21 protein-coding genes and 1 pseudogene are annotated in these 22,279 nt (G+C 42.7%); 19 read left to right on the top strand and 3 right to left on the bottom strand.

Annotated features, from left to right (window positions below):
* Nucleotides 1–436: 436 nt before the first annotated feature.
* From FHS10_RS10085 to FHS10_RS10025, 13 genes and pseudogenes are all read left to right on the top strand, one after another.
* On the top strand, nucleotides 437–928 hold the full coding sequence (locus FHS10_RS10085; protein ID WP_259089985.1) for a D-glycero-alpha-D-manno-heptose-1,7-bisphosphate 7-phosphatase: 492 nt from the start codon (nucleotides 437–439) through the stop codon (nucleotides 926–928).
* Nucleotides 929–1,116: 188 nt separating this feature from the next.
* Nucleotides 1,117–2,646 (top strand): hypothetical protein, encoded by a 1,530-nt coding sequence (locus FHS10_RS10080; protein ID WP_259089984.1) that lies wholly within the window; start codon nucleotides 1,117–1,119, stop codon nucleotides 2,644–2,646.
* A 305-nt stretch (nucleotides 2,647–2,951) separates the two neighbouring features.
* Nucleotides 2,952–3,803, top strand: coding sequence for an ATP phosphoribosyltransferase (hisG, locus tag FHS10_RS10075; RefSeq protein WP_259089982.1), 852 nt, complete (start codon nucleotides 2,952–2,954; stop codon nucleotides 3,801–3,803).
* Nucleotides 3,804–3,911: 108 nt separating this feature from the next.
* Nucleotides 3,912–5,195: a histidinol dehydrogenase gene (gene hisD / locus FHS10_RS10070; protein WP_259089980.1), complete on the top strand. Its 1,284-nt coding sequence runs from the start codon at nucleotides 3,912–3,914 to the stop codon at nucleotides 5,193–5,195.
* Between the two features lie 135 nt (nucleotides 5,196–5,330).
* Nucleotides 5,331–6,380, top strand: coding sequence for a histidinol-phosphate transaminase (hisC, locus tag FHS10_RS10065; protein ID WP_259089978.1), 1,050 nt, complete (start codon nucleotides 5,331–5,333; stop codon nucleotides 6,378–6,380).
* 57 nt (nucleotides 6,381–6,437) lie between these two features.
* Nucleotides 6,438–7,580 (top strand): bifunctional histidinol-phosphatase/imidazoleglycerol-phosphate dehydratase HisB, encoded by a 1,143-nt coding sequence (gene hisB / locus FHS10_RS10060; RefSeq protein WP_259089977.1) that lies wholly within the window; start codon nucleotides 6,438–6,440, stop codon nucleotides 7,578–7,580.
* A 33-nt stretch (nucleotides 7,581–7,613) separates the two neighbouring features.
* Complete coding sequence (gene hisH / locus FHS10_RS10055; protein ID WP_259089976.1) at nucleotides 7,614–8,279, top strand: imidazole glycerol phosphate synthase subunit HisH; 666 nt, start codon at nucleotides 7,614–7,616, stop codon at nucleotides 8,277–8,279.
* Between the two features lie 5 nt (nucleotides 8,280–8,284).
* Nucleotides 8,285–9,034, top strand: coding sequence for a 1-(5-phosphoribosyl)-5-[(5-phosphoribosylamino)methylideneamino]imidazole-4-carboxamide isomerase (locus FHS10_RS10050; RefSeq protein ID WP_259089973.1), 750 nt, complete (start codon nucleotides 8,285–8,287; stop codon nucleotides 9,032–9,034).
* A gap of 41 nt (nucleotides 9,035–9,075) precedes the next feature.
* Nucleotides 9,076–9,420, top strand: a pseudogene (locus FHS10_RS10045) (endonuclease domain-containing protein); the annotation flags it as partial.
* Nucleotides 9,421–9,429: 9 nt separating this feature from the next.
* A complete protein-coding gene (gene hisF / locus FHS10_RS10040; protein WP_259090428.1) occupies nucleotides 9,430–10,215 on the top strand; it encodes an imidazole glycerol phosphate synthase subunit HisF in 786 nt (261 codons plus the stop codon).
* 74 nt (nucleotides 10,216–10,289) lie between these two features.
* Nucleotides 10,290–10,895 carry a bifunctional phosphoribosyl-AMP cyclohydrolase/phosphoribosyl-ATP diphosphatase HisIE gene (gene hisIE / locus FHS10_RS10035; protein ID WP_259090426.1) on the top strand — a complete coding sequence of 202 codons (606 nt, stop codon included), beginning with the start codon at nucleotides 10,290–10,292 and terminating at the stop codon, nucleotides 10,893–10,895.
* Between the two features lie 39 nt (nucleotides 10,896–10,934).
* Complete coding sequence (bla, locus tag FHS10_RS10030) at nucleotides 10,935–11,819, top strand: class A beta-lactamase, subclass A2 (RefSeq protein WP_259089972.1); 885 nt, start codon at nucleotides 10,935–10,937, stop codon at nucleotides 11,817–11,819.
* 387 nt (nucleotides 11,820–12,206) lie between these two features.
* Nucleotides 12,207–13,109: a WD40 repeat domain-containing protein gene (locus FHS10_RS10025; RefSeq protein ID WP_259089967.1), complete on the top strand. Its 903-nt coding sequence runs from the start codon at nucleotides 12,207–12,209 to the stop codon at nucleotides 13,107–13,109.
* A gap of 247 nt (nucleotides 13,110–13,356) precedes the next feature.
* Here FHS10_RS10025 and FHS10_RS10020 read toward each other — a convergent pair whose 3' ends face one another.
* Together FHS10_RS10020 and FHS10_RS10015 are read right to left on the bottom strand one after the other, a co-directional pair.
* The gene (locus FHS10_RS10020) at nucleotides 13,357–14,118 is read right to left on the bottom strand and encodes a C40 family peptidase (RefSeq protein ID WP_259089966.1); all 762 of its coding nucleotides are present in this window, start codon (nucleotides 14,116–14,118) and stop codon (nucleotides 13,357–13,359) included.
* Nucleotides 14,119–14,339: 221 nt separating this feature from the next.
* Nucleotides 14,340–14,693, bottom strand: a complete 354-nt coding sequence (locus FHS10_RS10015) for a 4Fe-4S dicluster domain-containing protein (RefSeq protein WP_259089965.1) — start codon at nucleotides 14,691–14,693, stop codon at nucleotides 14,340–14,342.
* 101 nt (nucleotides 14,694–14,794) lie between these two features.
* On the opposite strand from FHS10_RS10015, the gene FHS10_RS10010 reads away from it, so the two are divergent.
* The 5 genes from FHS10_RS10010 (at nucleotide 14,795) to dnaJ (ending at nucleotide 19,105) form a co-directional block, all read left to right on the top strand.
* The gene (locus FHS10_RS10010; RefSeq protein WP_259089964.1) at nucleotides 14,795–15,820 is read left to right on the top strand and encodes an acyl-CoA reductase; all 1,026 of its coding nucleotides are present in this window, start codon (nucleotides 14,795–14,797) and stop codon (nucleotides 15,818–15,820) included.
* 109 nt (nucleotides 15,821–15,929) lie between these two features.
* Complete coding sequence (locus tag FHS10_RS10005) at nucleotides 15,930–16,133, top strand: fructose-6-phosphate aldolase (RefSeq protein WP_076378137.1); 204 nt, start codon at nucleotides 15,930–15,932, stop codon at nucleotides 16,131–16,133.
* Nucleotides 16,134–16,138: 5 nt separating this feature from the next.
* On the top strand, nucleotides 16,139–16,819 hold the full coding sequence (locus tag FHS10_RS10000; RefSeq protein ID WP_259089963.1) for a cell division ATP-binding protein FtsE: 681 nt from the start codon (nucleotides 16,139–16,141) through the stop codon (nucleotides 16,817–16,819).
* 329 nt (nucleotides 16,820–17,148) lie between these two features.
* Nucleotides 17,149–17,751 carry a nucleotide exchange factor GrpE gene (locus FHS10_RS09995; RefSeq protein WP_259089962.1) on the top strand — a complete coding sequence of 201 codons (603 nt, stop codon included), beginning with the start codon at nucleotides 17,149–17,151 and terminating at the stop codon, nucleotides 17,749–17,751.
* Between the two features lie 184 nt (nucleotides 17,752–17,935).
* Nucleotides 17,936–19,105 carry a molecular chaperone DnaJ gene (gene dnaJ / locus FHS10_RS09990; protein ID WP_259089961.1) on the top strand — a complete coding sequence of 390 codons (1,170 nt, stop codon included), beginning with the start codon at nucleotides 17,936–17,938 and terminating at the stop codon, nucleotides 19,103–19,105.
* A 59-nt stretch (nucleotides 19,106–19,164) separates the two neighbouring features.
* On the opposite strand, the gene FHS10_RS09985 is transcribed toward dnaJ, so the two are convergent.
* On the bottom strand, nucleotides 19,165–20,547 hold the full coding sequence (locus FHS10_RS09985; protein WP_259089960.1) for a Fic family protein: 1,383 nt from the start codon (nucleotides 20,545–20,547) through the stop codon (nucleotides 19,165–19,167).
* Nucleotides 20,548–21,055: 508 nt separating this feature from the next.
* Here FHS10_RS09985 and FHS10_RS09980 point away from each other — a divergent pair.
* The gene (locus tag FHS10_RS09980; protein ID WP_259089957.1) at nucleotides 21,056–22,207 is read left to right on the top strand and encodes a DmpA family aminopeptidase; all 1,152 of its coding nucleotides are present in this window, start codon (nucleotides 21,056–21,058) and stop codon (nucleotides 22,205–22,207) included.
* Nucleotides 22,208–22,279 lie beyond the last annotated feature (72 nt).

Raw genomic sequence — 22,279 nt, 5'->3', positions numbered from 1 at the left:
TTCTAAAAAAACGATTATTTAAATCATGTTTATTTAACACTTTGGCAACATTAATTAATATTTATTATGATTTACAAAATGAAGTTAGTCATTTTTTTATTTAGAATCAATATAAAGTTAGCTAATCTGAAGCGTTTTCAGTTATACAAGCAGTATATATAGCCAAAACAGAATAAAATTTTGTGGGCAAATTCTATGTGAAGGGTAGACATTTGGGGAGTTCATGGATCATGGTTGATGGTTCATGGTAAAGGAGAAGTTCATGGTTGATGGTTCATAGTTGATAGTAGCTGCATATTTTAGGCCGACGCGGAATTTTTAAATTAGAACTGTTGCAAAAAAAACACCTTCTACTATGAACTATGAACCATCGACCATGAACTCTAACCTATGAACAATAACAAGATTCACTATCTTCGCCAAAAATTTAATATAGATGTCTGCAAAAGTTAAAGCTGTTTTTTTAGATCGTGATGGGGTGTTAAACCAGGAAATGGGCGACTATGTGCGCCGGTTTGAGGATTTTCATGTACTGGATAATTTCGACGCGCTAAAAACTTTACAGGACAGGGGCTACATGCTTTTAGTAGCCACTAACCAGGGCGGCCTGGCCAAAGGCTGGTATACCGAAGATGAGCTGGCAAAAATGCACAATCATTTACGTGAAGTTTATGCCGAACGTGGCGTGGTAATTACCGACTTTTTTTACTGCCCGCACCATCCAAACTTTACGGGTGATTGCGATTGCCGCAAACCAAAACCAGGTTTACTGTTGCAAGGCATTGCCAAATACAACATCGACCCTGCCCTATCCTATTTTATAGGCGACCGTGAACGCGACGTAGAAGCCGGCACCGCGGCAGGTGTTAAAGGAATTTTGATTGATAGTGATCAGCCCATAAGTACGGTGTTGGATTTGATAGCGTAAAAACCATTCTACTCCATGTCATTGCGAGGCACGAAGCAATCGCGAACTCTGCAAGTCGGCCTTGTATAGTATGCGATTGCTTCGTGCCTCGCAATGACATAGTTTTAGTTTTAAGTACCATAAAAGTTACATTAGCTAAAACATTTCGCTCTAAATAACCTTTACAACAATTAAAAGTAAGAAACCACATGCAAGTAAGCCGTTACCTTAAAAACTACGACTCATTTATAGCTGCCGTGCTTGGTTTTATTGCTATACAGATGTTTTGTAGTTACAGTGGCATCGGCATTTCGCCCGATTCTATTATGTATACCAGTGCTGCCCGCAGTTTAAACACCAACGGTACCCTGCAAACATTTAACCACATCCCCATTGTTGATTTCCCGGTATTCTACCCCGTTTACCTCGGCAGCATCATGTTTATTACCCGCATTGATCCTGTTGTTTTTGGGGCAATACTAAACGGATTGATGTTTGCCACCCTCATTTTTACCGCCGGGTGGATCATGCAACGTTTTGTACCGGCCTCAAGACCTTATAAGTGGCTGATGTTGGTGGCCATTATATTAAGTCCGGCCTTATTACAAGTGTACTCCTATTTATGGTCAGAAACTTTGTTTATTGTCGAGACTTTGTTTTTCATGGTAGCCTTCAGGCAATACCTGCTTACGCGCACAGTTAAAGCATTGGTATTTGCTGCGCTTATTGCAGCCATTGCCTGTGTAACCAGGTATGCCGCGGTTACTATTGTAGGTACAGGTGGCCTGCTGTTATTGTTAGATAGAACATTGCCGCTTAAAAAGAAGATAACGCACATTATTATATACGGCTTTGTATGTATCTCGTTACTGGTTAGTAACCTTTTATTCAACAGGTTCATGTCGGGCACGGTTACGGGGCCTCGGGAGCCGTCTATTACCTCATTCGGTAAAAACTTGTATTACTTTGGCAACGTAGTTTGCGATTGGATGGGTTTAACGCCAAACCAATACTGGCTTTCTATCCCTTTAGCTTCGCTGATTTTTATTGGTTTTATTGCCGCGCTGGGGTACAATTATTATCGCAGGCATTTAACCAGTTTTGAAAACCTGGCCATTACCTTCGCGCTGGTTTATGGGGCTTTTATTGTGATCTCGTCTACCTTTTCGCGCTACGAGCGTATCAATCACCGTTTGTTAGCGCCTATATATATACCGGCACTTTGGGGTTATACAAGCTGGGGATTACTGCTGCTTAAAAAGATAGCCAATAATAACACCCGTAAAATTGCGGGTGCTGTTATGATTGTGGCCATACTGGGCTTTGTGACCAAAGAATTTTTTATTGATAAGGCCCGTTATGTAGACCAGATTGTAGGTGAATACGGCAACCCCGGCTACACCGACGAAAGCTGGCAGGACTCCGACTTTGCGGCTTATTTAAAAACGATAGACAAAAAACAATTCGACCCAAAAGTTACCATTTATACCGATGCGCACGAGGCTGTTTACTTTTTCTCGGGCATGTCGGCCTACCTGGTACCGCACAGGTTCTTTAAAAAGGATATTGCAAAGTTTTATACCTACAAGCATTATTACCTCATCTGGTTTAATGTATTGGAAAACCCCGAGCTGATTAATTTAAAGGATATCCAAAAGGTAAAACATTTAAAGCTGATTAAAGATTTTGGTGCCGAGGGTGGAATTTATGAATATGATGAAACTCAGAATCAAAAATAAGCTATTTAAGATTTAACGAAATAAAATTCCAACAGACCTGTTAATTGGCGTTTCAAGTTCTCAAAAATTCTTCAACTGCGGGCTTACGCTTTGCTGAATTTCACTTTTAATTTTGATTTAACAATCATCTGTCTATATTTGCGGCAGACTTACCCGTAGTATACTATAAAAAAATGAACGGTATCGCATTACATCATCTTCATCTGCATCACCACCATGTGGTGATCAGTTAATATGTATGTTTCTACGCGAAATAACAACCTCCGTTTATATTCTTTTTTATTATAGTTCCAAAAATTCATTCTGTGAAAACACTTAAAATAGCGATCCAGAAATCTGGTCGCCTCAACGAAAAATCTGTTGAATTACTAAAAAATTGCGGCTTAAACTTCGAAAATTACAAAAGCTCGCTTATCTCTCCGGTTTCAAACTTCCCTTTAGAAATTCTTTTTTTGCGCGATGATGATATCCCCGAATACGTTCAGGATGGCATTGCCGATTTAGGTATTGTTGGCGAAAACGTAATTGAAGAAACCGAAGTTGAAGTTAGCTACCTGCAACGCCTTGGTTTTGGTAAATGCTCCCTTAAAATAGCGGTACCCAACAACAACGATATAGCAACCCTTGAAGACCTGAATGGTAAAGCCATAGCTACCACCTATCCCGTTATTTTAGGTAAGTTTTTAAAAGAAAAAGGCATCCAATCTGATATCCGTACCATTTCCGGTTCGGTTGAGATTTCCCCGGGTTTGGGTTTATCAGATGCTATTTGCGACCTGGTATCAACCGGCGGTACTTTAAAAAGCAACGGATTAAAGGCATTTGCCGATGTAATGTCGTCAGAAGCGATCCTTATCAGCAGTAAAGCAACCGAAAGCAACGACCTGGTGCAGGAATTGATCCAACGAATCCAATCTGTTTTACGGGCTAAAGAGACTAAGTACGTGGTACTTAACGTTAAAAAAGATAATCTTGATGCGGTTACAGCTTTATTACCAGGTGTAAAAAGCCCATCTGTAGTGCCATTGGCCGAAGCTGATTGGGTGGCGGTACACACTGTAATTCCCGAACGCGATTTTTGGGACAGGATAAGCCAGCTAAAACAAGCCGGCGCGCAAGGCATTGTAGTAATGCCGATTGAGAAGATAATATTGTAGGACGGCGAGCCCCCTAACCCCCTAAAGGGGGAACAAAAGGGTTTAGCTTAGTCTATTTTAACAACTATAATTTTCAAAAAACTCCCCCTTTAGGGGGTTGGGGGGCTTATGAAACGATTTAAGTATTCAGAACTTACTGCAAGCGACATTAACAAACTGGTACAGCGCAATGTTGACCCGGCTAATGAGATCCGCACGGTTGTGGAGGAGGTGATTGCCAACGTGCAGCAGCACGGCGACTCCGCTTTGATTGATTATGCCCACAAGTTTGATAAGGTAGAATTAAACAAGCTTTATTTAAATAAAGCCGAACTGGAAGAGCTGGCAACAGCCATTACAGCCGAGCAAAAGACTGCTTTAGAAACCGCCTACAACAACATCTATAAATTTCACGAAACACAGTTAAAAACCGAGGACAAGGTAGAAACCATGCCCGGTGTTACCTGCTGGCGCGAGCTACGGCCGATTGAAAAGGTTGGTTTGTATATCCCCGGCGGTTCGGCGGTTTTGCCAAGCACATTTTTGATGCTGGGAATCCCGGCGCGCATAGCAGGCTGTCACGAAATTGTAGTTTGTTCGCCACCGCAAAAAAGTGGTAAGGTGAATGCCTTTATTGCTTATGTGGCGTTACAGTTAGGTATAGATAAGATCTATCTTGCGGGTGGGGCGCAGGCTATTGCAGCTATGGCTTATGGAACAGAAAGCATTACCAAAGTTGACAAGATCTTTGGCCCTGGCAACCAGTTTGTAACCAAGGCTAAAACTATCATCCAATCTACCACCACAACCGCCATTGATATGCCTGCAGGGCCATCGGAAGTATTGGTTTTGGCCGATGATACCGCCATCCCTGCCTATATTGCTGCCGATTTACTGGCACAGGCAGAACATGGTATTGACAGCCAATCGGTTTTGGTTTGCACATCAGCAGCTATTGCCGAAGCAGCATTAGCCGAGATTGAAAAACAATTACCGGTTTTACCGCGTGCCGAGATCGCCAAACTGGCTTTGGATAACTCTTACATCGTGATTACCTCAAGCCTGGCAGAAGCTATGGATTTCAGCAATCAATATGCGCCAGAACACTTGATTTTAGCTACCCATAGCTGGGAGCAAATTACCGGGAGCATCATCAATGCCGGTTCGGTTTTCCTTGGTAATTTAACGCCTGAGAGTGCCGGCGATTATGCATCAGGAACCAATCATACCCTGCCAACCAGCAGTTATGCCAGGGCTTACTCGGGTGTATCGGTTGATTCTTTTGTAAAAAAGATCACGTTTCAGCACATCACCAGGGAAGGCATCCAGAATATTGGCCATACGGTTGAGGTTTTGGCCGAAATGGAAGGGTTGCATGCGCATAGGAATGCGGTGAGTATAAGAAAGAGTTAATAATTAAGTAAAAGGCGTTCCTTAAACAATATGTCATTGCGAGGAGGAACGACGAAGCAATCCCGTAGCTGTGCGTATTCGCCCTGCTTACCACGAGATTGCCACGCTGCGCTCGCAATGACATAGTTAGGAATAATGTACAACATAGATAATTTACTACGCGAAAACATCAAAAAGCTTACCCCCTACTCTTCTGCTCGTGATGAGTACCAGGGCGAGGCGAGTGTTTTTTTGGATGCTAATGAAAACGCCTATGGCTCGCCATTGGCACAGCAGTTTAACCGCTATCCCGATCCTTTACAATACGAGGTAAAAAAACGCCTAACCGAAATTAAAGGCGTACCGCCACGCAACATATTCATAGGCAACGGCAGCGACGAGGCTATCGATATCCTGTTCCGCAGCTTTTGCAACCCGGGTGTTGATAACGTAATCCTGGTGCCGCCTACTTATGGCATGTACGAGGTATCGGCCAATATCAATGATATTGAAGCCCGCAAAGTTTTACTAACCGAAGATTACCAGCTTAATTTAGAAGGCATTGCCGAAGCCATTGATGAGCGTACCAAGCTTATCTTTATCTGCTCGCCAAATAACCCCACTGGTAACTCCATTAACCGCGAGGATATTGAAACCCTTTTGGCCAACTTTAACGGCATTGTGGTGGTTGACGAGGCTTATATCAATTTTAGTCGCCAAAAATCATTTATACAGGAGCTTACCGAGTACGCCAATTTGGTGGTAATGCAAACCTTATCAAAAGCCTGGGGACTTGCCGGCTTACGTGTGGGTATGGCTTTTGCCAGCGAAGAGATCATCAGGGTGATGAACAAAGTTAAGCCGCCTTATAACGTTAACGAGTCATCGCAGCAATTAGCTTTGGAAGCCCTGGCCAACGTTGCCCAGGTAAACAACTGGATAAAAGAAACCCTTATTCAGCGCGATAGGTTGGTACTGGCCTTAAAGGAGTTTGATTTTGTGGTGGATATTTACCCCTCAGATGCCAACTTTATACTGGTAAAAACGACCGACGCCAATGGCATTTATGATTACCTGGTATCAAAAGGCATCATTGTGCGCAACCGCTCAAAGGTTGAATTGTGCGAAGGTAGCTTGCGCATTACCGTGGGAACGCCAGAAGAAAATACCGTATTATTAGATACCTTAAAGAATTTTGGTAACTAAACTAATAGAAAAGCAAAATCAATAATTCATTAATTCAATAAATCAATAATTATATTGATGAACAAGCTGCAAAAAATACTCTTCGTCGACCGCGACGGCACCCTGATCAACGAAACACCGGATGAGCAGATCGACTCGTTCGAAAAGCTTACCTTTTATCCCGGTGCGTTAACCTATCTGCCCAAAATAGCCAAAGAGCTTGATTTTGAACTGGTAATGGTTACCAACCAGGATGGTTTAGGTACCGCGGTTTATCCCGAGGATACTTTTTGGCCGGTACATAACCTGATCCTTAAAACTTTTGAGAGCGAAGGCGTAACATTTGCCAACCAGATCATCGACCGTACTTTTGCCGCTGATAAAGCTCCAACCCGCAAACCGGGCACGGCCCTATTAACCCAATATTTCGATACCGAAAAATACGATCTCAAAAATTCATTCACAATCGGCGATAGAAAAAATGACGTATTGCTCGGTAAAAATTTGGGTGCGAAAGCCATTTGGTTAAATAACCACTCCAACTTAGGTGGCGGCGAATTTACCGAAGCAGACCATATCGGCGATACCATAGCCCTGGAAACTACCGACTGGCAACAGATCTATGAGTTTTTAAAGTTAGGGCAGCGTGTTATCGAGCATCGCCGTACCACTAAAGAAACTGACATCTACATTAAAATAAACCTGGATGGTACCGGCAATGCCAAAGTATCAACGGGACTGAACTTTTTTGACCACATGCTGGATCAGATTGCCCGCCACGGCAGCATCGACCTGGAAATTAATGCCAAAGGCGATCTGCATATTGACGAGCACCACACCATTGAAGATACAGGCATCGCTTTAGGCGAGATCTTTGCCACAGCCTTAGGCAACAAAATGGGTATTGAACGCTACGGTTTTTGCCTGCCTATGGATGATTGCCTTGCCCAGGCAGCTATTGATTTTGGCGGTCGCAACTGGCTGGTTTGGGATGCCGATTTTAAACGCGAAAAAGTGGGCGATATGCCGACAGAAATGTTTTATCATTTCTTCAAATCGTTCAGCGATGCATCCAAAAGTAATTTAAACATAAAAGCCGAAGGGCAAAACGAACATCACAAAATAGAAGCTATATTTAAAGCCTTTGCCAAAGCAATAAAAATGGCCGTAAAACGTGATGTAGATAAGATGGTTTTACCAAGCACAAAGGGATTATTGTAGAGGCCCCCTAAAAGGGGGAACTTTTTGAATAGCATGGATGAGATAGAACAAAATATTGACTCAACAGACGCTAACCCGTCAGACGGCTCCCCCTTCAGGGGGCGGGGGGGGCTTGGCATCATACGTTACGGAGCCGGAAACATTTTTTCCCTTACTGCAGCGCTTGACAGGCTGGGGATAGCTTATGGCATGGTAAATACGGCGGAGGACCTTGAACAATTTGACCGCTATATCATTCCAGGCGTTGGGCATGCCGGGGCTGCTATGAAAAAACTGGAATCGACAGGTTTAGTGCCGGCAATTAAAGAATTAAAAAAGCCTACTTTGGGAATTTGTGTGGGGATGCAGTTGCTTACCTCTTATTCTGAAGAGGGAGATTCTACCTTGCTTGGCCTGTTTCCTATTAAAACTTTAAAGTTTAAGGATAGTAATTTATACAAGGTACCACACACCGGCTGGAACCAGGTTTTCCCCGAAAAGGAAAACCCTTTATTCGAGAATATACCGTCGGGATCACATTTTTACTTTGTACATTCATACTTTATTGAGTACGATAAAGCATACACTTTACTGTCTGCAGCGTATGGCAATGAATTTTCGGCATCAATTTGGCGGGATAACTTTTACGGCGTACAATTCCATCCCGAAAAATCGGGCGCCTATGGTGAAACACTTTTAACAAACTTCTCTAAAATATAAAAAAGATGTACATAATACCTGCTATCGATATTCTGAACAAAAAAGTAGTTAGGCTACGTGAGGGTGATTACCAACAGGTAACAGAATATGACGTAACGCTTGAAGAAATGATTGAGCGCTACCAAAGCAACGGCACCAATTTTATCCACATTATTGATTTAAACGGCGCTAAAAACGATTTCAGCAACCAGCAATACCTGTTTGATGTGATCCGTAAAACCGACATGAAAGTTCAATACGGCGGCGGCATCCGTAGTATTGATAAGGTGAAAGAACTGATAGACTCTGGCGTACACCGCGTTATTGTAGGTACCCAGGCTATTACCAACCCCGATTTTTTACCGGAGCTTGGCAAAGAGATCTGTGGTAAAGACAAATGCTCTGATCAGGTTGTAATTGCCATTGATGTGTTAGACGAAGTGATCAAATACTCGGGCTGGATGGAAAGCTCACCTATTAAACTGATGGATTATGTTGATAAATGCCTTGCTTTAGGCTTTTTCCGTTTTTTATGTACCGATATTGATAAGGATGGCAAAATGGGAGGTGCAGGCATTGAGCTTTACGAAAAGCTGCTTGATCATTCACCGTTCATTAAACTGATAGCCTCGGGCGGTGTAAGCTCTATGGATGATATCGAAAAATTAAGTCGCCTGAAAGTTGAATCGGTAGTGGTGGGTAAAGCGATTTATGAAAACCGTATCAGCATTGAGGACGTGAAGAACTGGAATCTGGACGCGTTGATATCGATATAAGAGGCCCCCTACCCCCCTGAAGGGGGAACTTTTTGAATAGCATGAGGAAGAAGATGTTTTTTGGCGCTGGGGCGCAGATCTTTAAAAATGCTGAAGTGCTACGCTACAATATGACGCCAGCCGAAGAATTACTCTGGGGCCATTTAAAGGGGCAACAACTGGGTGTCAAATTCAGGATACAACATCCCCTGGGTATTTATATAGCCGATTTTTACTGCCATCAGCATAAATTAGTCATTGAGTTAGACGGTAGTATTCACAACCGGATTGATGTAGCTCAAAGCGATATTGAACGACAAATAAATTTAGAACTTGATGGTATCAAAGTAATACGATTTACAAATGATCAAGTTTTCAATAATCTGAATAAAATATTGGAACAAATAAACACGCAAATCAAAGGCTCCCCCTTCAGGGGGCGGGGGGGGCTTGCCAAGCGAATTATCCCTTGTTTAGACGTTAAAGACGGCCGCACTGTAAAAGGCGTAAATTTCGTCGACCTGCGCGACGCGGGCGACCCCGTTGAACTGGCCTGGAATTACTCGCGTCAGGGTGCGGATGAATTGGTTTTCCTGGACATCACCGCAACCCTTGAACGCCGCAAAACCATGGTGGAGCTGGTAAAGGCCGTAGCAAGGCAAATCAACATTCCCTTTACCATTGGTGGCGGCATCAACGAAATTGCCGATGCCGACGCGCTTTTAAACGCTGGTGCCGATAAGATCTCTATCAACTCGGCAGCGGTGCGTAACCCGGCTTTGATCGACGAATTGGCCAAAGCATTTGGTGTTCAGTTTGTGGTAATAGCGGTTGATACCCGTGCCATAGGCGATAAAAACGTGGTGCACCTAAACGGCGGCAGGCTACCAACCGAGCGCGAAACGCTGGAGTGGATACTGGAGGCCGAAAGTCGCGGTGCAGGCGAAATCCTGCTTACCTCGATGGACCACGACGGCACTAAAGCCGGCTTTGATAACAAACTACTAAAGATAGTGAACGATGCGGTACACATCCCGGTAATAGCCTCTGGCGGTGCCGGCTCGGTGGCGCACTTTGTAGATGTATTTGAAAAAACAAACGTTGATGCAGCTTTAGCGGCTTCGGTATTTCATTATGGCGAGATATTGATACCCGATTTGAAAGCGGTATTGAAAAGTAATAATATTGAGGTGAGGATATAACTTTGATTCTGTGGTGTGTGATCAGAGGTCTGAGTTCTGTTAAAAACTACCCCACCTCAGACCACACACCTCAGATTACAGAACACAGAAACATGAATATAGATTTCAACAAAACAGACGGTTTAGTACCGGTTATTATACAGGACGAGCAAACTTTAGAGGTTTTGATGCTGGGTTATATGAACCAGGAAGCATATGATAAAACCGTGGCAGAAAATGTGGTAACCTTCTTTTCGCGCTCTAAAAACCGCTTGTGGACCAAAGGCGAAACCAGCAGCAATTTTTTGCATGTAAAAAACATCCGTATTGATTGCGATAACGATACCCTGCTGATTAAAGTAAAAGCCGACGGCCCTACCTGCCATACCGGCTCACGTAGCTGTTTCCAAACGGAATACAACCAAAACTTTATCCTTGAACTGGAAAACATTATTGCTGATAGGTACGAAAATCCGGTTGAAGGATCATACGTAAACAAGCTGCGCAATAAAGGCCTCAACAAAATAGCCCAAAAGGTTGGCGAAGAAGGTGTTGAAGTAGTTATAGCCGCGCTGGCCGAAACTGAAACCGACCTGATAAACGAATCGTCTGATCTTGTTTTCCACCTGTTGGTTTTGCTTCGCGAAAAAGGGTTGACCTTAGAGACTATTGCGAAGAATTTAGAGAACAGGCATAAATAGTCATTAGTCATTAGTCATTAGTCATTAGTTGGAATTGTGATGAGGAAGTTTTGTTTGGTTTTATCTTTTGCTTTTTGGGTTGGAATTGCTGCTAATGCCCAGACCAATGATTTAAGAAGTAAGATCATTGAGATAGCTAAGGAAAGCAAAGGGACTGTAGGGGTTTCGATATTAAACCTGGACACCCGCGATACTTTAACCTATAGCGGGCATCTGCATTTGCCTATGCAAAGTGTAATGAAGTTTTCGATAGCGATTACGGTTTTGCATGAGATTGATAAAGGTAATTTTAAGTTAGATCAGCTGATCCATATTGATAAAAGTGACTATTGGGATACCTATAGTCCACTAAAGGATAAACATCCCGATGGAAACTTTAATAGCCCTATCCGTGAGTTGTTGAGTTATATGGTATCATTAAGCGACAACGTGGCCTGCGATGTGCTGATAAAAACCCTTGGTGGCATTGATAAGGTAGATACCTATATCCACAGTATCGGCGTACAAAATGTTACCTTCAAGGCCACCGAGTTTCAAATGGCGCAAGCCTGGGGAGTACAGTATACCAACTGGGCCGAGGTTACCGGGCTTACCTATTTGTTGGATGTTGCTTTTAAACCCAGCTTTCTTTCGCCCGCAAGCCATGCTTACCTGTGGAAGATTATGCGGGAAACTTCAACGGGACCAAAACAGATCAAAGGCCTACTACCTCCGGGTACGGTGGTGTATCATAAAACCGGCCGATCTGGCACCAACGAACAAGGCATTACAGCGGCTACTAATGATATCGGCATTATTACTTTACCTAATGGCAAGCATTTAGCGATAGCCATTTTTGTATCAGATACGCCAGTTGATATGACCGCACGTGAATCGATCATATCACGTATTGCAAAGGCGGCTTACGATGAGGCGGTGAGGTAGAGAAAAATCCATATTAAACCACCGGTAAACATCCTCACAAAAAGCCTATTTTTACATCGCTAAAAGCGCCACCCTGTCATTCTGAGTTTTAAAATCCGGCGGACTTTGAAACTTGAATTACAATATAAAACTATGCCATTGCGAGGAACGAAGTAATCGCGAACTATGCAGATCCGCCCTGTAGAGCATGAGATTGCTTCGTGCCTCGCAATGACATGGTGGACTTGTCACGGTAGGAACGAAGGATGACAAACTTTTTTCAAAAACGTTATGGGTAAACGCGAAGCAATGACGGCGCGATTAATAAATTGCTTTATAAAACCACAACAGGCTTTCATAGCACCAAAATCTTGATACCTGATACTAATTACTTGATACTGTCAAAAAATGACTGCAGAAAAAATAGCTGAACTTAACGGGCACGGCAACCCCATTTTCACTTTGGAACTTTCGCAAAAGCCGGGAATATTGTTCACGGGAGGCAACGATAAAGGCCTGGTAGAGTGGAACCTGAACACCAACACATTCATTAAGGTAATGTTCCCGGTAAAGGCTTCTATTTATGCCATTCATGGTCCTGTTGGATACCCATTGTTATTTACTGGTTTGCGCAGCGGACAGGTGCTGGTGTTTGATTTCATCGCTCAAAAATTAAGCAAATCACTTAACCACCATGTTAAGCCTATTTTCGAGATCAAATCGGTAAACCATAAAAAGGAATTGCTCATTGCTTCAGAAGATGGTACAGTATCGGTTTGGAACATGGATACCCTGGAGCTTGTACATACCATTAAAGTATCTGCCGATACCATCCGCGGCATCGCTATTTCGCCGAATGAAAAACAGGTTGCTTTTGGTTGCCGGGATAATTCCATCCGAATTTATGACCTGGAAGATTACACGCTTATCAAATCGCTGCACGGGCATACCATGTCGGTTTTCGCATTGGCTTACAGCCCCGATGGTGCTTACCTGGTTTCGGGTGGGCGTGACGCGCAGGTGAAGATCTGGGATGCGGCTACCTATCAGCCTATACAAAATATCGCGGCACATCTGTTCGCAGTGAATCATATCCTCTTCCATCCCACCCGGCCTTACTTTGCAACTGCCAGTATGGACAAAAGCATTAAAATATGGGGAGCAGATGATTTTAAACTATACAAGATCATCAGCCGCGAAAAAGGATATCCTTGCCATCCATTATCCATCAACAAACTGGCCTGGAATGGCGATCATCTGCTATCTGTAAGCGATGATAAAAATGTGATAGTTTGGGGGATTGGGTTTTAAAAAAGGCCACGCATAATCACCCAGCATGTCATTTCGACGAGCGAGCGTGGGGCACCGTGGAAGGCGAGGAGAAATCTTCGACACCTTGCATAGTCGAATGTCCGCTTTTACAAGATTTCTCCTCACCTCCGGCACGCAATCCCGCCCTTGGTTCGTTCGAAATGACATCGTTTTTCAGACTTTCGACCAAACCCTTCTCTGGTCTTGATACTTGATACTAACTACTTGGTACTAAAAAAGGTACTATCTAAAAAAACCGTCTGATGCTATGCAGCTTATGCGTATGCCTTTTTTGCTCAGCCGAGTAAATACCTTCATGATCAATCACATCAATTTTAACCTTGCCCGATGCATGGATGATATGCTCGTTATTAAGCAATATGCCAACATGAATAACTTTACCGGCATCGTTGTTGAAAAAAGCCAGATCGCCTAAACGGCCATCCTTTAAATTATTAACAGGCTTACCTTCTAAAGCCTGCTGACTGGCATCGCGCTTAATTTTTACTTTATTTAAATTAAAAACTACCTGGGTAAAACCTGAACAATCAATACCAAAATGCGTACGCCCACCCCACAAATAAGGGGCGTTCAAAAATGATTTTGCGGTGGTTGCAACATCTTCCTTTTCGCCTATTTCGCCAATGATCTCAAATTTTTCGTTACCAATTCTACAGGTAGTACCTTCTAAAAAAGTAAGTGAGCTACCCGCAGGCAGATAAAGTACAGAATTATCAATAATTTTCCAGGCCTGGGTAACTGCGCGGTAGGTTAAGTGTGGCTGCTGCTGCTTTATGGTGTTACGTGCAACATGACCAAGCATCACAAATTGCAGCCGGCCTATCCAGCCGGTGTAATTATCGACATCCGCGGTTATCTTTACCCAACGCTCCGTCCATTCTAAAATCTCAAAAGTTTCTCCAAAAAGTACCTGCGATACCTGTTCGCTCCTGTCATCAGGTTCGGCGCGAAGCGGGATAACTGCAAGGTTACAAATACCGTATTCCATAGTAAAGATAGATGTGTAAAAGGTAATAACAATACGGCTAAAACAATAAAATAGTTACAACCGGCAGCATTGGCTTAATAACGATTTAGCAATTTAGGCGACTTGCGAAGCGTTTTTATTGCTAATGTATTAAAATATTAAAGGCTTATTAAATTATTTAAAATAAACCACAAAAAAAGGGATCAGCAAGCCAATCCCTTTTCAAGTATTTTTAGCAATAACTATTCGTTCATGTGCAGCCAATCTTTTTTGGCTAACAGTTCTTCTTGTGTTTCACGAATGTCTTCATCATCCACACAGCAATCAACCGGGCAAACGGCAGCACACTGTGGTTCGTCATGAAAACCAACACACTCGGTACACTTATCTGGTACTATATAATATATCTCGTCAGATAAAGCAGCCTGGGTTTCTTCGGCATTTAAAGTATTACCATCGCCAAAGTCAATAACTCCTTTCAGGCCGGTGCCATCGCTAAAACGCCATGCCGCACCTGCATCATAAATTGCATTATTGGGGCATTCCGGTTCGCAGGCTCCGCAGTTTATGCATTCATCGGTGATTTTAATCGCCATATTTCTAAATATATAATAATCTCAATTAACTTTGCCCGTAATTTACAAGCGCACAAATATAACAAAAAAACAGTTTAAGGGTTTAACCCCTTACCATATATATGTCAAAAATTAATATAAAAAGTACAATAAATTCATTTTCAAGCTTAGGCAGGCAACTTACCGAACCAGATACACAACTGATGGCCATCATTGATGATGAACGTCACCATAATGCTTGGTTTACGTCCGAAAGCGTTTTACAAGCGGTTACTGCCATTGGTAAAATGCTTAACGAGGTCGATTTGCAAACCTGGTTTGCCAAATACAACCTAAATGAGCAAGCCGGCGATAAAAAAGTAGGATTGATATTAGCGGGCAATATCCCCCTGGTTGGCTTTCATGATGTACTTTGTGTATTGGCATCGGGCAACCAGGCCCTGATTAAAGCATCATCACAAGATGCCCGTTTGGTTAAAGCTGTTTTGCAAAAATTGGTTGTCATTGATAGCAACTTTGCCGATAAATTCAGCTTTGTAGAACGCCTGGTAAATTTTGATGCCATTATTGCCACCGGCAGCAACAACAGCTCGCGCTATTTTGATTATTATTTTGGCAAAGTGCCCAACATTATCCGCAAAAACCGCAATAGCGTGGCCCTGCTTACCGGCAATGAAACCGCTGAAGAACTATCAGCACTTGGTCATGATATTTTTGATTATTACGGCCTGGGTTGCCGCAACGTAAGTAAACTGTTGGTACCTAAGGATTATGTTTTCAATTTCTTTTTTGAGTCGATAGAGCATTACAAAGGCATTATTCATCACCATAAATACAACAACAATTACGATTACAACAAATCCATTTACCTGGTAAACAGTGTAAAACACCTGGATAACGGCTTTTTAATGCTAACGGAGGACGACAGAATGGCATCGCCCCTATCGGTAGTTTATTTTAGTTATTATGACGACCAGGCATCGGCACAAAAAACCTTACAGGAGCAAAGCGAAAACATACAGTGTATTGTAACCACCGCCCCCATCAATGTAAGCAACCAGGTAGTACCATTTGGCCAAAGCCAGCAACCCGCGTTATGGGACTATGCCGATGGGATTGATACAATGGAATTCTTGGCAAATCTTTAAAATAACAATACCTTTGGGGAGATGGTCATTGAGTCATTTGGTCATTAAGTCATTGAATAGTTTAATTTGCCAATGACCTAATGACTCAATGACCTAATGACCCAAAACAATGTATATTATAAAAGTTAAAGGCGTTGCCAAAATACCCGATTATGTACAGCTGCGGGATGACAAGTTTACGCTGCTGGCTTATTTTAGGGTAGATAGGCCCGATAAATCGTTAGATAAAGTTGGGCTGGCTGATAAGGCCGAGTATATTATGAATATTATTAAAGACCTGCCTTTTGGCCAGATCTTAAAATTAGAGCTATAAAAAAGATGATTGGGAACTCTATTATAAAGCTAAACGGTGTTGATATTTTTCAGCAGGCACACTTAGTATTGTCAAACGTGAACCTACATGTTGATAAAGGCGATTTTGTATGGCTTATTGGCCAAACAGGATCTGGTAAAAGCAGTTTGCTAAAAGTTATATATGGCGATTTGGGTATTAAAGCCGGTACAGGTCATGCCTGCGGTTATGAGCTAAGCAAACTGCCAACCCGCGATGTACCTTACCTGCGCCGCAAGCTGGGTATTGTTTTCCAGGATTTTCAATTATTAACCGACCGCAGCATTGAGCAAAACCTCATTTTTGTAATGCGTGCCACCGGCTGGACCGATAAAAAACTGATTAACGACCGTGCACTTGATGTATTGGAAAAAGTTGGCCTGCGCTCTAAATTAAAAAAGATGCCCCATGAACTATCAGGCGGCGAGCAGCAACGTGTGGTAATTGCCCGCGCGCTGCTTAACGATCCCGAAATTATACTGGCCGATGAGCCAACGGGTAACCTTGATCCCGAAACATCTGAAGAAATTGTGCTGCTGCTAAAACAGATCAGCCAGATGGGTACTGCCGTATTGATTGCCACTCACGATTATCATATCATCCGCACTTTCCCATCGCGCATTATCAAGTGCGAAAATGGTAAGGTTTTGGAAGATGTGGTGATATAGCTTTTTGGATTTCACCGATTTTGCCTGAACCGGGATTAAGCAGATTGGTCAGATTTTTTGGATTTTGATTTGCATGAGTTAAATAACTTGCAAATCAAAATCCTGTTAATCTTAAAATCAGCTTAATCCCGGTTCAGATAAATTCATTTTCAAATCTTCAAATCCTCAAATTTTCAAATCAATCTGCACATCTGAAATCTGCACACCTGCACATCGTACACCTGTCAGTCCTGCACATTACCTGTCATAGGTGCCAGCATTGTTTTTACTCCACTGACACGTTGTCGGCTTTAGGGCTGTGGCAAGATACTTGATTGGCACTATCAGCTATGAAATTTAACGACATGTTGAAGAAAAAGAAGAAAGAAAATATGGATACTCCTGAAAATATAAGCGAGCCTACACCAGAGAATTTAACCGAAGAGCAACAGTTAAAAGATCAGCAGGCAGAAACTGTTGAAACTGAAGAAATACCAGGCCCTACCGCCGAGGATAAGTTAAAAGACGAGCTGTCGCAGGCCAACGATAAGTATTTGCGTTTGTATGCCGAATTTGATAACTTCCGTAGGCGTACCCAAAAAGAACGTGCCGAGGCCCGTGAAACCGAAGGTAAAGAGCTTATCATTGCTTTACTACCGGTTTTAGATGATTTTGAACGCGCGCAACGCGCCATGGAAACAGCAGTTGATGTAGCCCCGGTTAAAGAAGGTGTCACGCTTATCCAAAACAAATTAAAAAATATACTAACACAAAAAGGCCTTGCAGAAATGGGCTCAATAGGCTCGCCTTTTGATGCCGACCTGCACGAAGCTATTACAAATATACCCGCCCCTACCGATGACCTTAAAGGCAAGGTTATTGACGAAATGGAGAAAGGTTACACCCTGAAAGACAGAGTAATCCGTTTTGCCAAAGTAATTGTAGGAGCGTAATTTGATTTGGGATTTGGGATGTTCAATTTCGGATTTGTTTAATCCTGATCTGACATTCCATTTACTGCATTCAAACAAAGGGATTTCGGATTAAAATTCGGTGGAATAACTGTCCTGAAGTCAAAATCATAATTAAAAATATTAAATCCGAAATCGAAAATTCGAAATCCGAAATAAAAAAATCATGGCTAAAAGAGATTATTACGATGTACTGGGTGTTTCAAAAGGATCAGATGCTGATGAAATAAAGAAGGCATATCGTAAAATGGCTATTAAATATCACCCCGATAAAAACGAGGGTGACAAAGCGGCGGAAGAAAAGTTTAAGGAAGCAGCTGAGGCTTATGAAGTTTTAAGCAGTCCGGAAAAACGCCAGCGTTATGACCAGTTTGGGCATGCGGCTAATGCTTCATCGCCAAATGGCGGTGGTTACGGCGGCGGCGGTATGGATATGAACGACATATTTAGTCAGTTTGGTGATATTTTTGGCGGCGGTAGTCCGTTTGAAGGTTTCTTTGGCGGCGGTGGTCGCCAGGGCGGTGGTGCAGGCGGCAGGCGTGTAGCCCGCGGCAGCAACCTGCGTATTAAAGTACGTTTAACCCTTGAGGAAATTGCCAACGGTGCCGAAAAGAAAATAAAAGTAAATAAACAGATTGTTTGCAAAACCTGCGACGGTTCTGGCGCAAAAGATAAAGCATCTTTCCAAACCTGTAAAACCTGTGGCGGCTCTGGCGCTGTGCGCAGGGTAACCAATACCATTTTGGGTCAGATGCAAACTACCAGCACCTGCCCTACCTGTAACGGCGAAGGTTCAACCATACTGTCAAAATGTAATGTTTGTCATGGTGATGGCGTGGTGCGCGGCGAAGAGCTGATCACTATTAACGTACCGGCCGGCGTAAGCGAAGGCATGCAGTTAAGCATGAGCGGCAAAGGTAACGCGGCCCCACGTGGCGGTGTTCCCGGCGATTTGATCATATTGATTGAAGAAGTACCTCACGAAACTTTAAAACGCGATGGTAACAATGTGATCTACGATCTGCATGTAAACTTTGTGGATGCCACTTTAGGTACCACTGTGGAAGTGCCTACCATTGATGGCAAAGCCAAAATAAAAATTGACCCCGGAACCCAGGGCGGCAAAATTCTGCGACTGAAAGGTAAAGGCGTACCGGAGGTTAACTCCTACCACCGCGGCGACCAACTAGTACACATCAACATCTGGACGCCAAAAGCGATCAGCAAAGAAGAGCGCGATATCCTGGAGAAACTACAATCGTCACCTAACTTTAAACCCAATCCCGGCAAAAACGAGAAAAGCTTTTTTGACAGGATGAAGGAATATTTTGAGTAAATTTTAGTCGGGAAGTCAGTAAAGACGGAAAGTCCGAAAGATTTAGAAGCCCGGAGTTGTTATGACTTCGGGCTTTTTTGATTTTCAGCAAATTGATATTTTAAGTCAAGAACAAAGCTCCTAATGATCTTATTTTGATCTTCTATTGAAATCTTTTCATGATATAATTTAGAAGTCAATAATTCATTGTTAAGGAATATTTTATAATAAAATCGCTCGAAAACAACAGCAATAGTTATAGTGAGATTAAAATTATTTTCGGGATTCCTGTACTCTCGATACCCTAATTCTATTTTGATAATGTCAAGTTCTTTTATTACTTCAGATAGAATTTTTACGTATTTATCTTGGTATTCCGAACCTATATATTCAATTTCACTTTTAACCGCTCTATTTTCAGAAAAATTAAATCTTAACCAATTTTGGTTTAAAAAAAAGTATTCCTGAAAACTCCTCGATGCTATATCCAATTTTATCGCCAAAGGTAGAATCGATTCAAAAAAAACATTTTTGACAGACTCAATTGTCTTTTTTTCCTTTGCAATTATTCCTCCGCTAAATTGCATTTGAAGCAATGCTATTTCTTTATCAATATCCTCAACCTCGTCAATATCACCACCGTTTATAGCTTTGATATATATATTTAGAGAATTATTTAACAGTTCACCTATGTAGTTAACAAAAGGCAAGTACTCGCCTGTGTCGGCTTGACTTAATAGCGCGTAATAATTCTGTTTGTCATCTTTTTTTACGACAACCGGAGGAAAGCCATTTTGCATTAAAACCAAATTCATTAATATTCTCGCCAACCTACCGTTTCCGTCGTCAAATGGATGTATGGCAACAAATTTAAAATGAAGAAGTGCAGCGGTAACAACCGGATGGATTGTTGTATTTTGATTCATCGAATAATACCAATCCATCAACTCCCCCATCTTCGCTGGAATTTCTTGAAATGGTGTGTAATAGTGGATCTCTCCAGTGATCGTCTCCACGTGATTATCAGAAGATTTATATTTTCCTATTTGTATTGTTTTCGTGGTCGGCAGACCATCACTTGTTTGCGCCTTAACATCATAAGATTCTATTAAGATTACCTCATGTAGCCCTCGGATATCCGTTTCGGTTAACGGCCTGCCATCCTTAATGATTCGATCCAAATATCCTATCGCCTCGTTATGACCTTTTAAATCCAAATGATCCTTGAGAGGTTTACCTTTAGCCGTAATACCATGCATCAATAAAGCAGTAGTTTCGCCATAACTCAGTTTATTACCCTCAATAGCATTAGAATTATAATTCCAATCTAATCGCAACTTTTGCATCACCCTACCTTCAATCTCTGGAGATAACGGGCGCACATCGTCAATCTGCTTTTTCAGCGCGTCAACTTCCTGCAATATCGGGGCCTTGCTAAATTCGATTTCGAGTTTCAGGTTCATTTTTTAAAGATAGAAATTACAATTTACACAAAGTAAGTCGACAAGCACTTTTGCATCAAAATCGCTCAGGAAAATGGCTTTTAACATTTTTGCATAAGGTAACATCTTTCAATGAGCACAATAGGTAGCCGCTATGCGGCATTCTTTCGTCTTATTAAATATTCGATGCCGCATAGCGGCTACCTATTTGTAGAACGAGTAATTGAAGCTTTTTTGCTCCATAGGAGCTACCTTTTGCTACGCAAATCTTTAAAGGCGATTTCCATGCAAAATCACTTTTATAAGGAGGCACCTACGGGGCCAAAACACCCCATACACATTTCACTATAAACACGCGGCACCTACGGGGCCGAAAATACGTTGCAGGCTACAGCGTAGCCCCGTGTTTATAGAAAAAAATACAACTATGTTTTGGCTCCGTAGGTGCCTCCTGCCTACCATTTTATTTAAAACGCAATTTCTCAAATGGCTTCTGATGACTATATTAGGCAACCCAACATTCATCAACATGAAACTACTCGCCTTAACCACATTGCTCATAACAACTATAACCACTTCCTCCTTCGCCCAGCAACGTGCCCGGGATCTTGGGATTAAATTCGATGGTTCGCCAGGGCAATACAATGCCATTACGGATGTTAAGGGTGTGCTGGTTGGGTATAAAACAATCATTATCGGCGATGGAGCTTTGGTTACCGGTAAAGGGCCTGTGCGCACCGGGGTTACCGTAATTATGCCCAACGGTAAATCTATCGACCCGTTGCCGGCCGGTTGGTTTAGTTTAAATGGTGATGGCGAAATGACGGGCACCACCGTTATCGACGAATATGGTTTAAACTACGGCCCCATCGGCATTACCAATACCAACAGCGTGGGCGTGGTACGGGATGCTATCGGCGAGTGGAACATGAAAAACTTCAGCAAAGGCAGCCTGGTTGATTTTTCATTTGGCTTGCCCGTAGCCGCCGAAACCTTCGACGGGATATTAAACGACATTAACGGCCTGCATGTAAAAAAGGAAGATGTTTTTGAGGCCTTAAACAGCGCGCATGGCGGCAAGGTAGAAGAAGGCAACGTTGGCGGTGGCACAGGGATGTCGCTGTTTAATTTCAAGGGCGGCAGTGGCACATCATCCCGGGTGATTAAAATAGATACGGCAACCTACACTATTGGTGTTTTTGTACAGGGAAACTTTGGCGGGCGAAAAGACCTCGTAATTTCGGGCGTGCCGGTTGGTAAAGAATGGCAGGGCGATATGCCCACCATCAACCGCAAGCCCAAGGATGGCTCTATCATTATTATTGTGGCTACTGATGCTCCGTTGCTGCCCGCACAGCTTAAACTGGTCGCCAAACGCGCGTCGTTAGGTGTTGCCCGTTGTGGTGGTATAGGCAGGAATGGCTCCGGCGATATTTTCCTGGCTTTAAGTACCGTACCACCAAAAGATAACGCCAAAGGCACCCTGCAAACCTGGACGGTACTCCCCAAAGAACAAATGGACAAAGTATACCAGGCCACTGTTGAAAGCGTAGAAGAATCGATCATTAACGCCATGATAGCCGCCAAAACCATGACCGGCATTAACGGTAACACCGTATACGCCATCCCGCATGATAAACTAATGCAGGTGATTAACAGCTACAGCCATAAAATGCAATAAAGGGTTGGCTTATAAATTGGATAAGAGTGCCAAGACCCGTCGGGCTGACAAGGAGGCGAAAGACTTACGAAG

The organism is Mucilaginibacter dorajii (assembly GCF_024808255.1).
Classification (GTDB): domain Bacteria; phylum Bacteroidota; class Bacteroidia; order Sphingobacteriales; family Sphingobacteriaceae; genus Mucilaginibacter; species Mucilaginibacter dorajii.
This window is presented reverse-complemented; position numbering and strand designations above follow the sequence as displayed.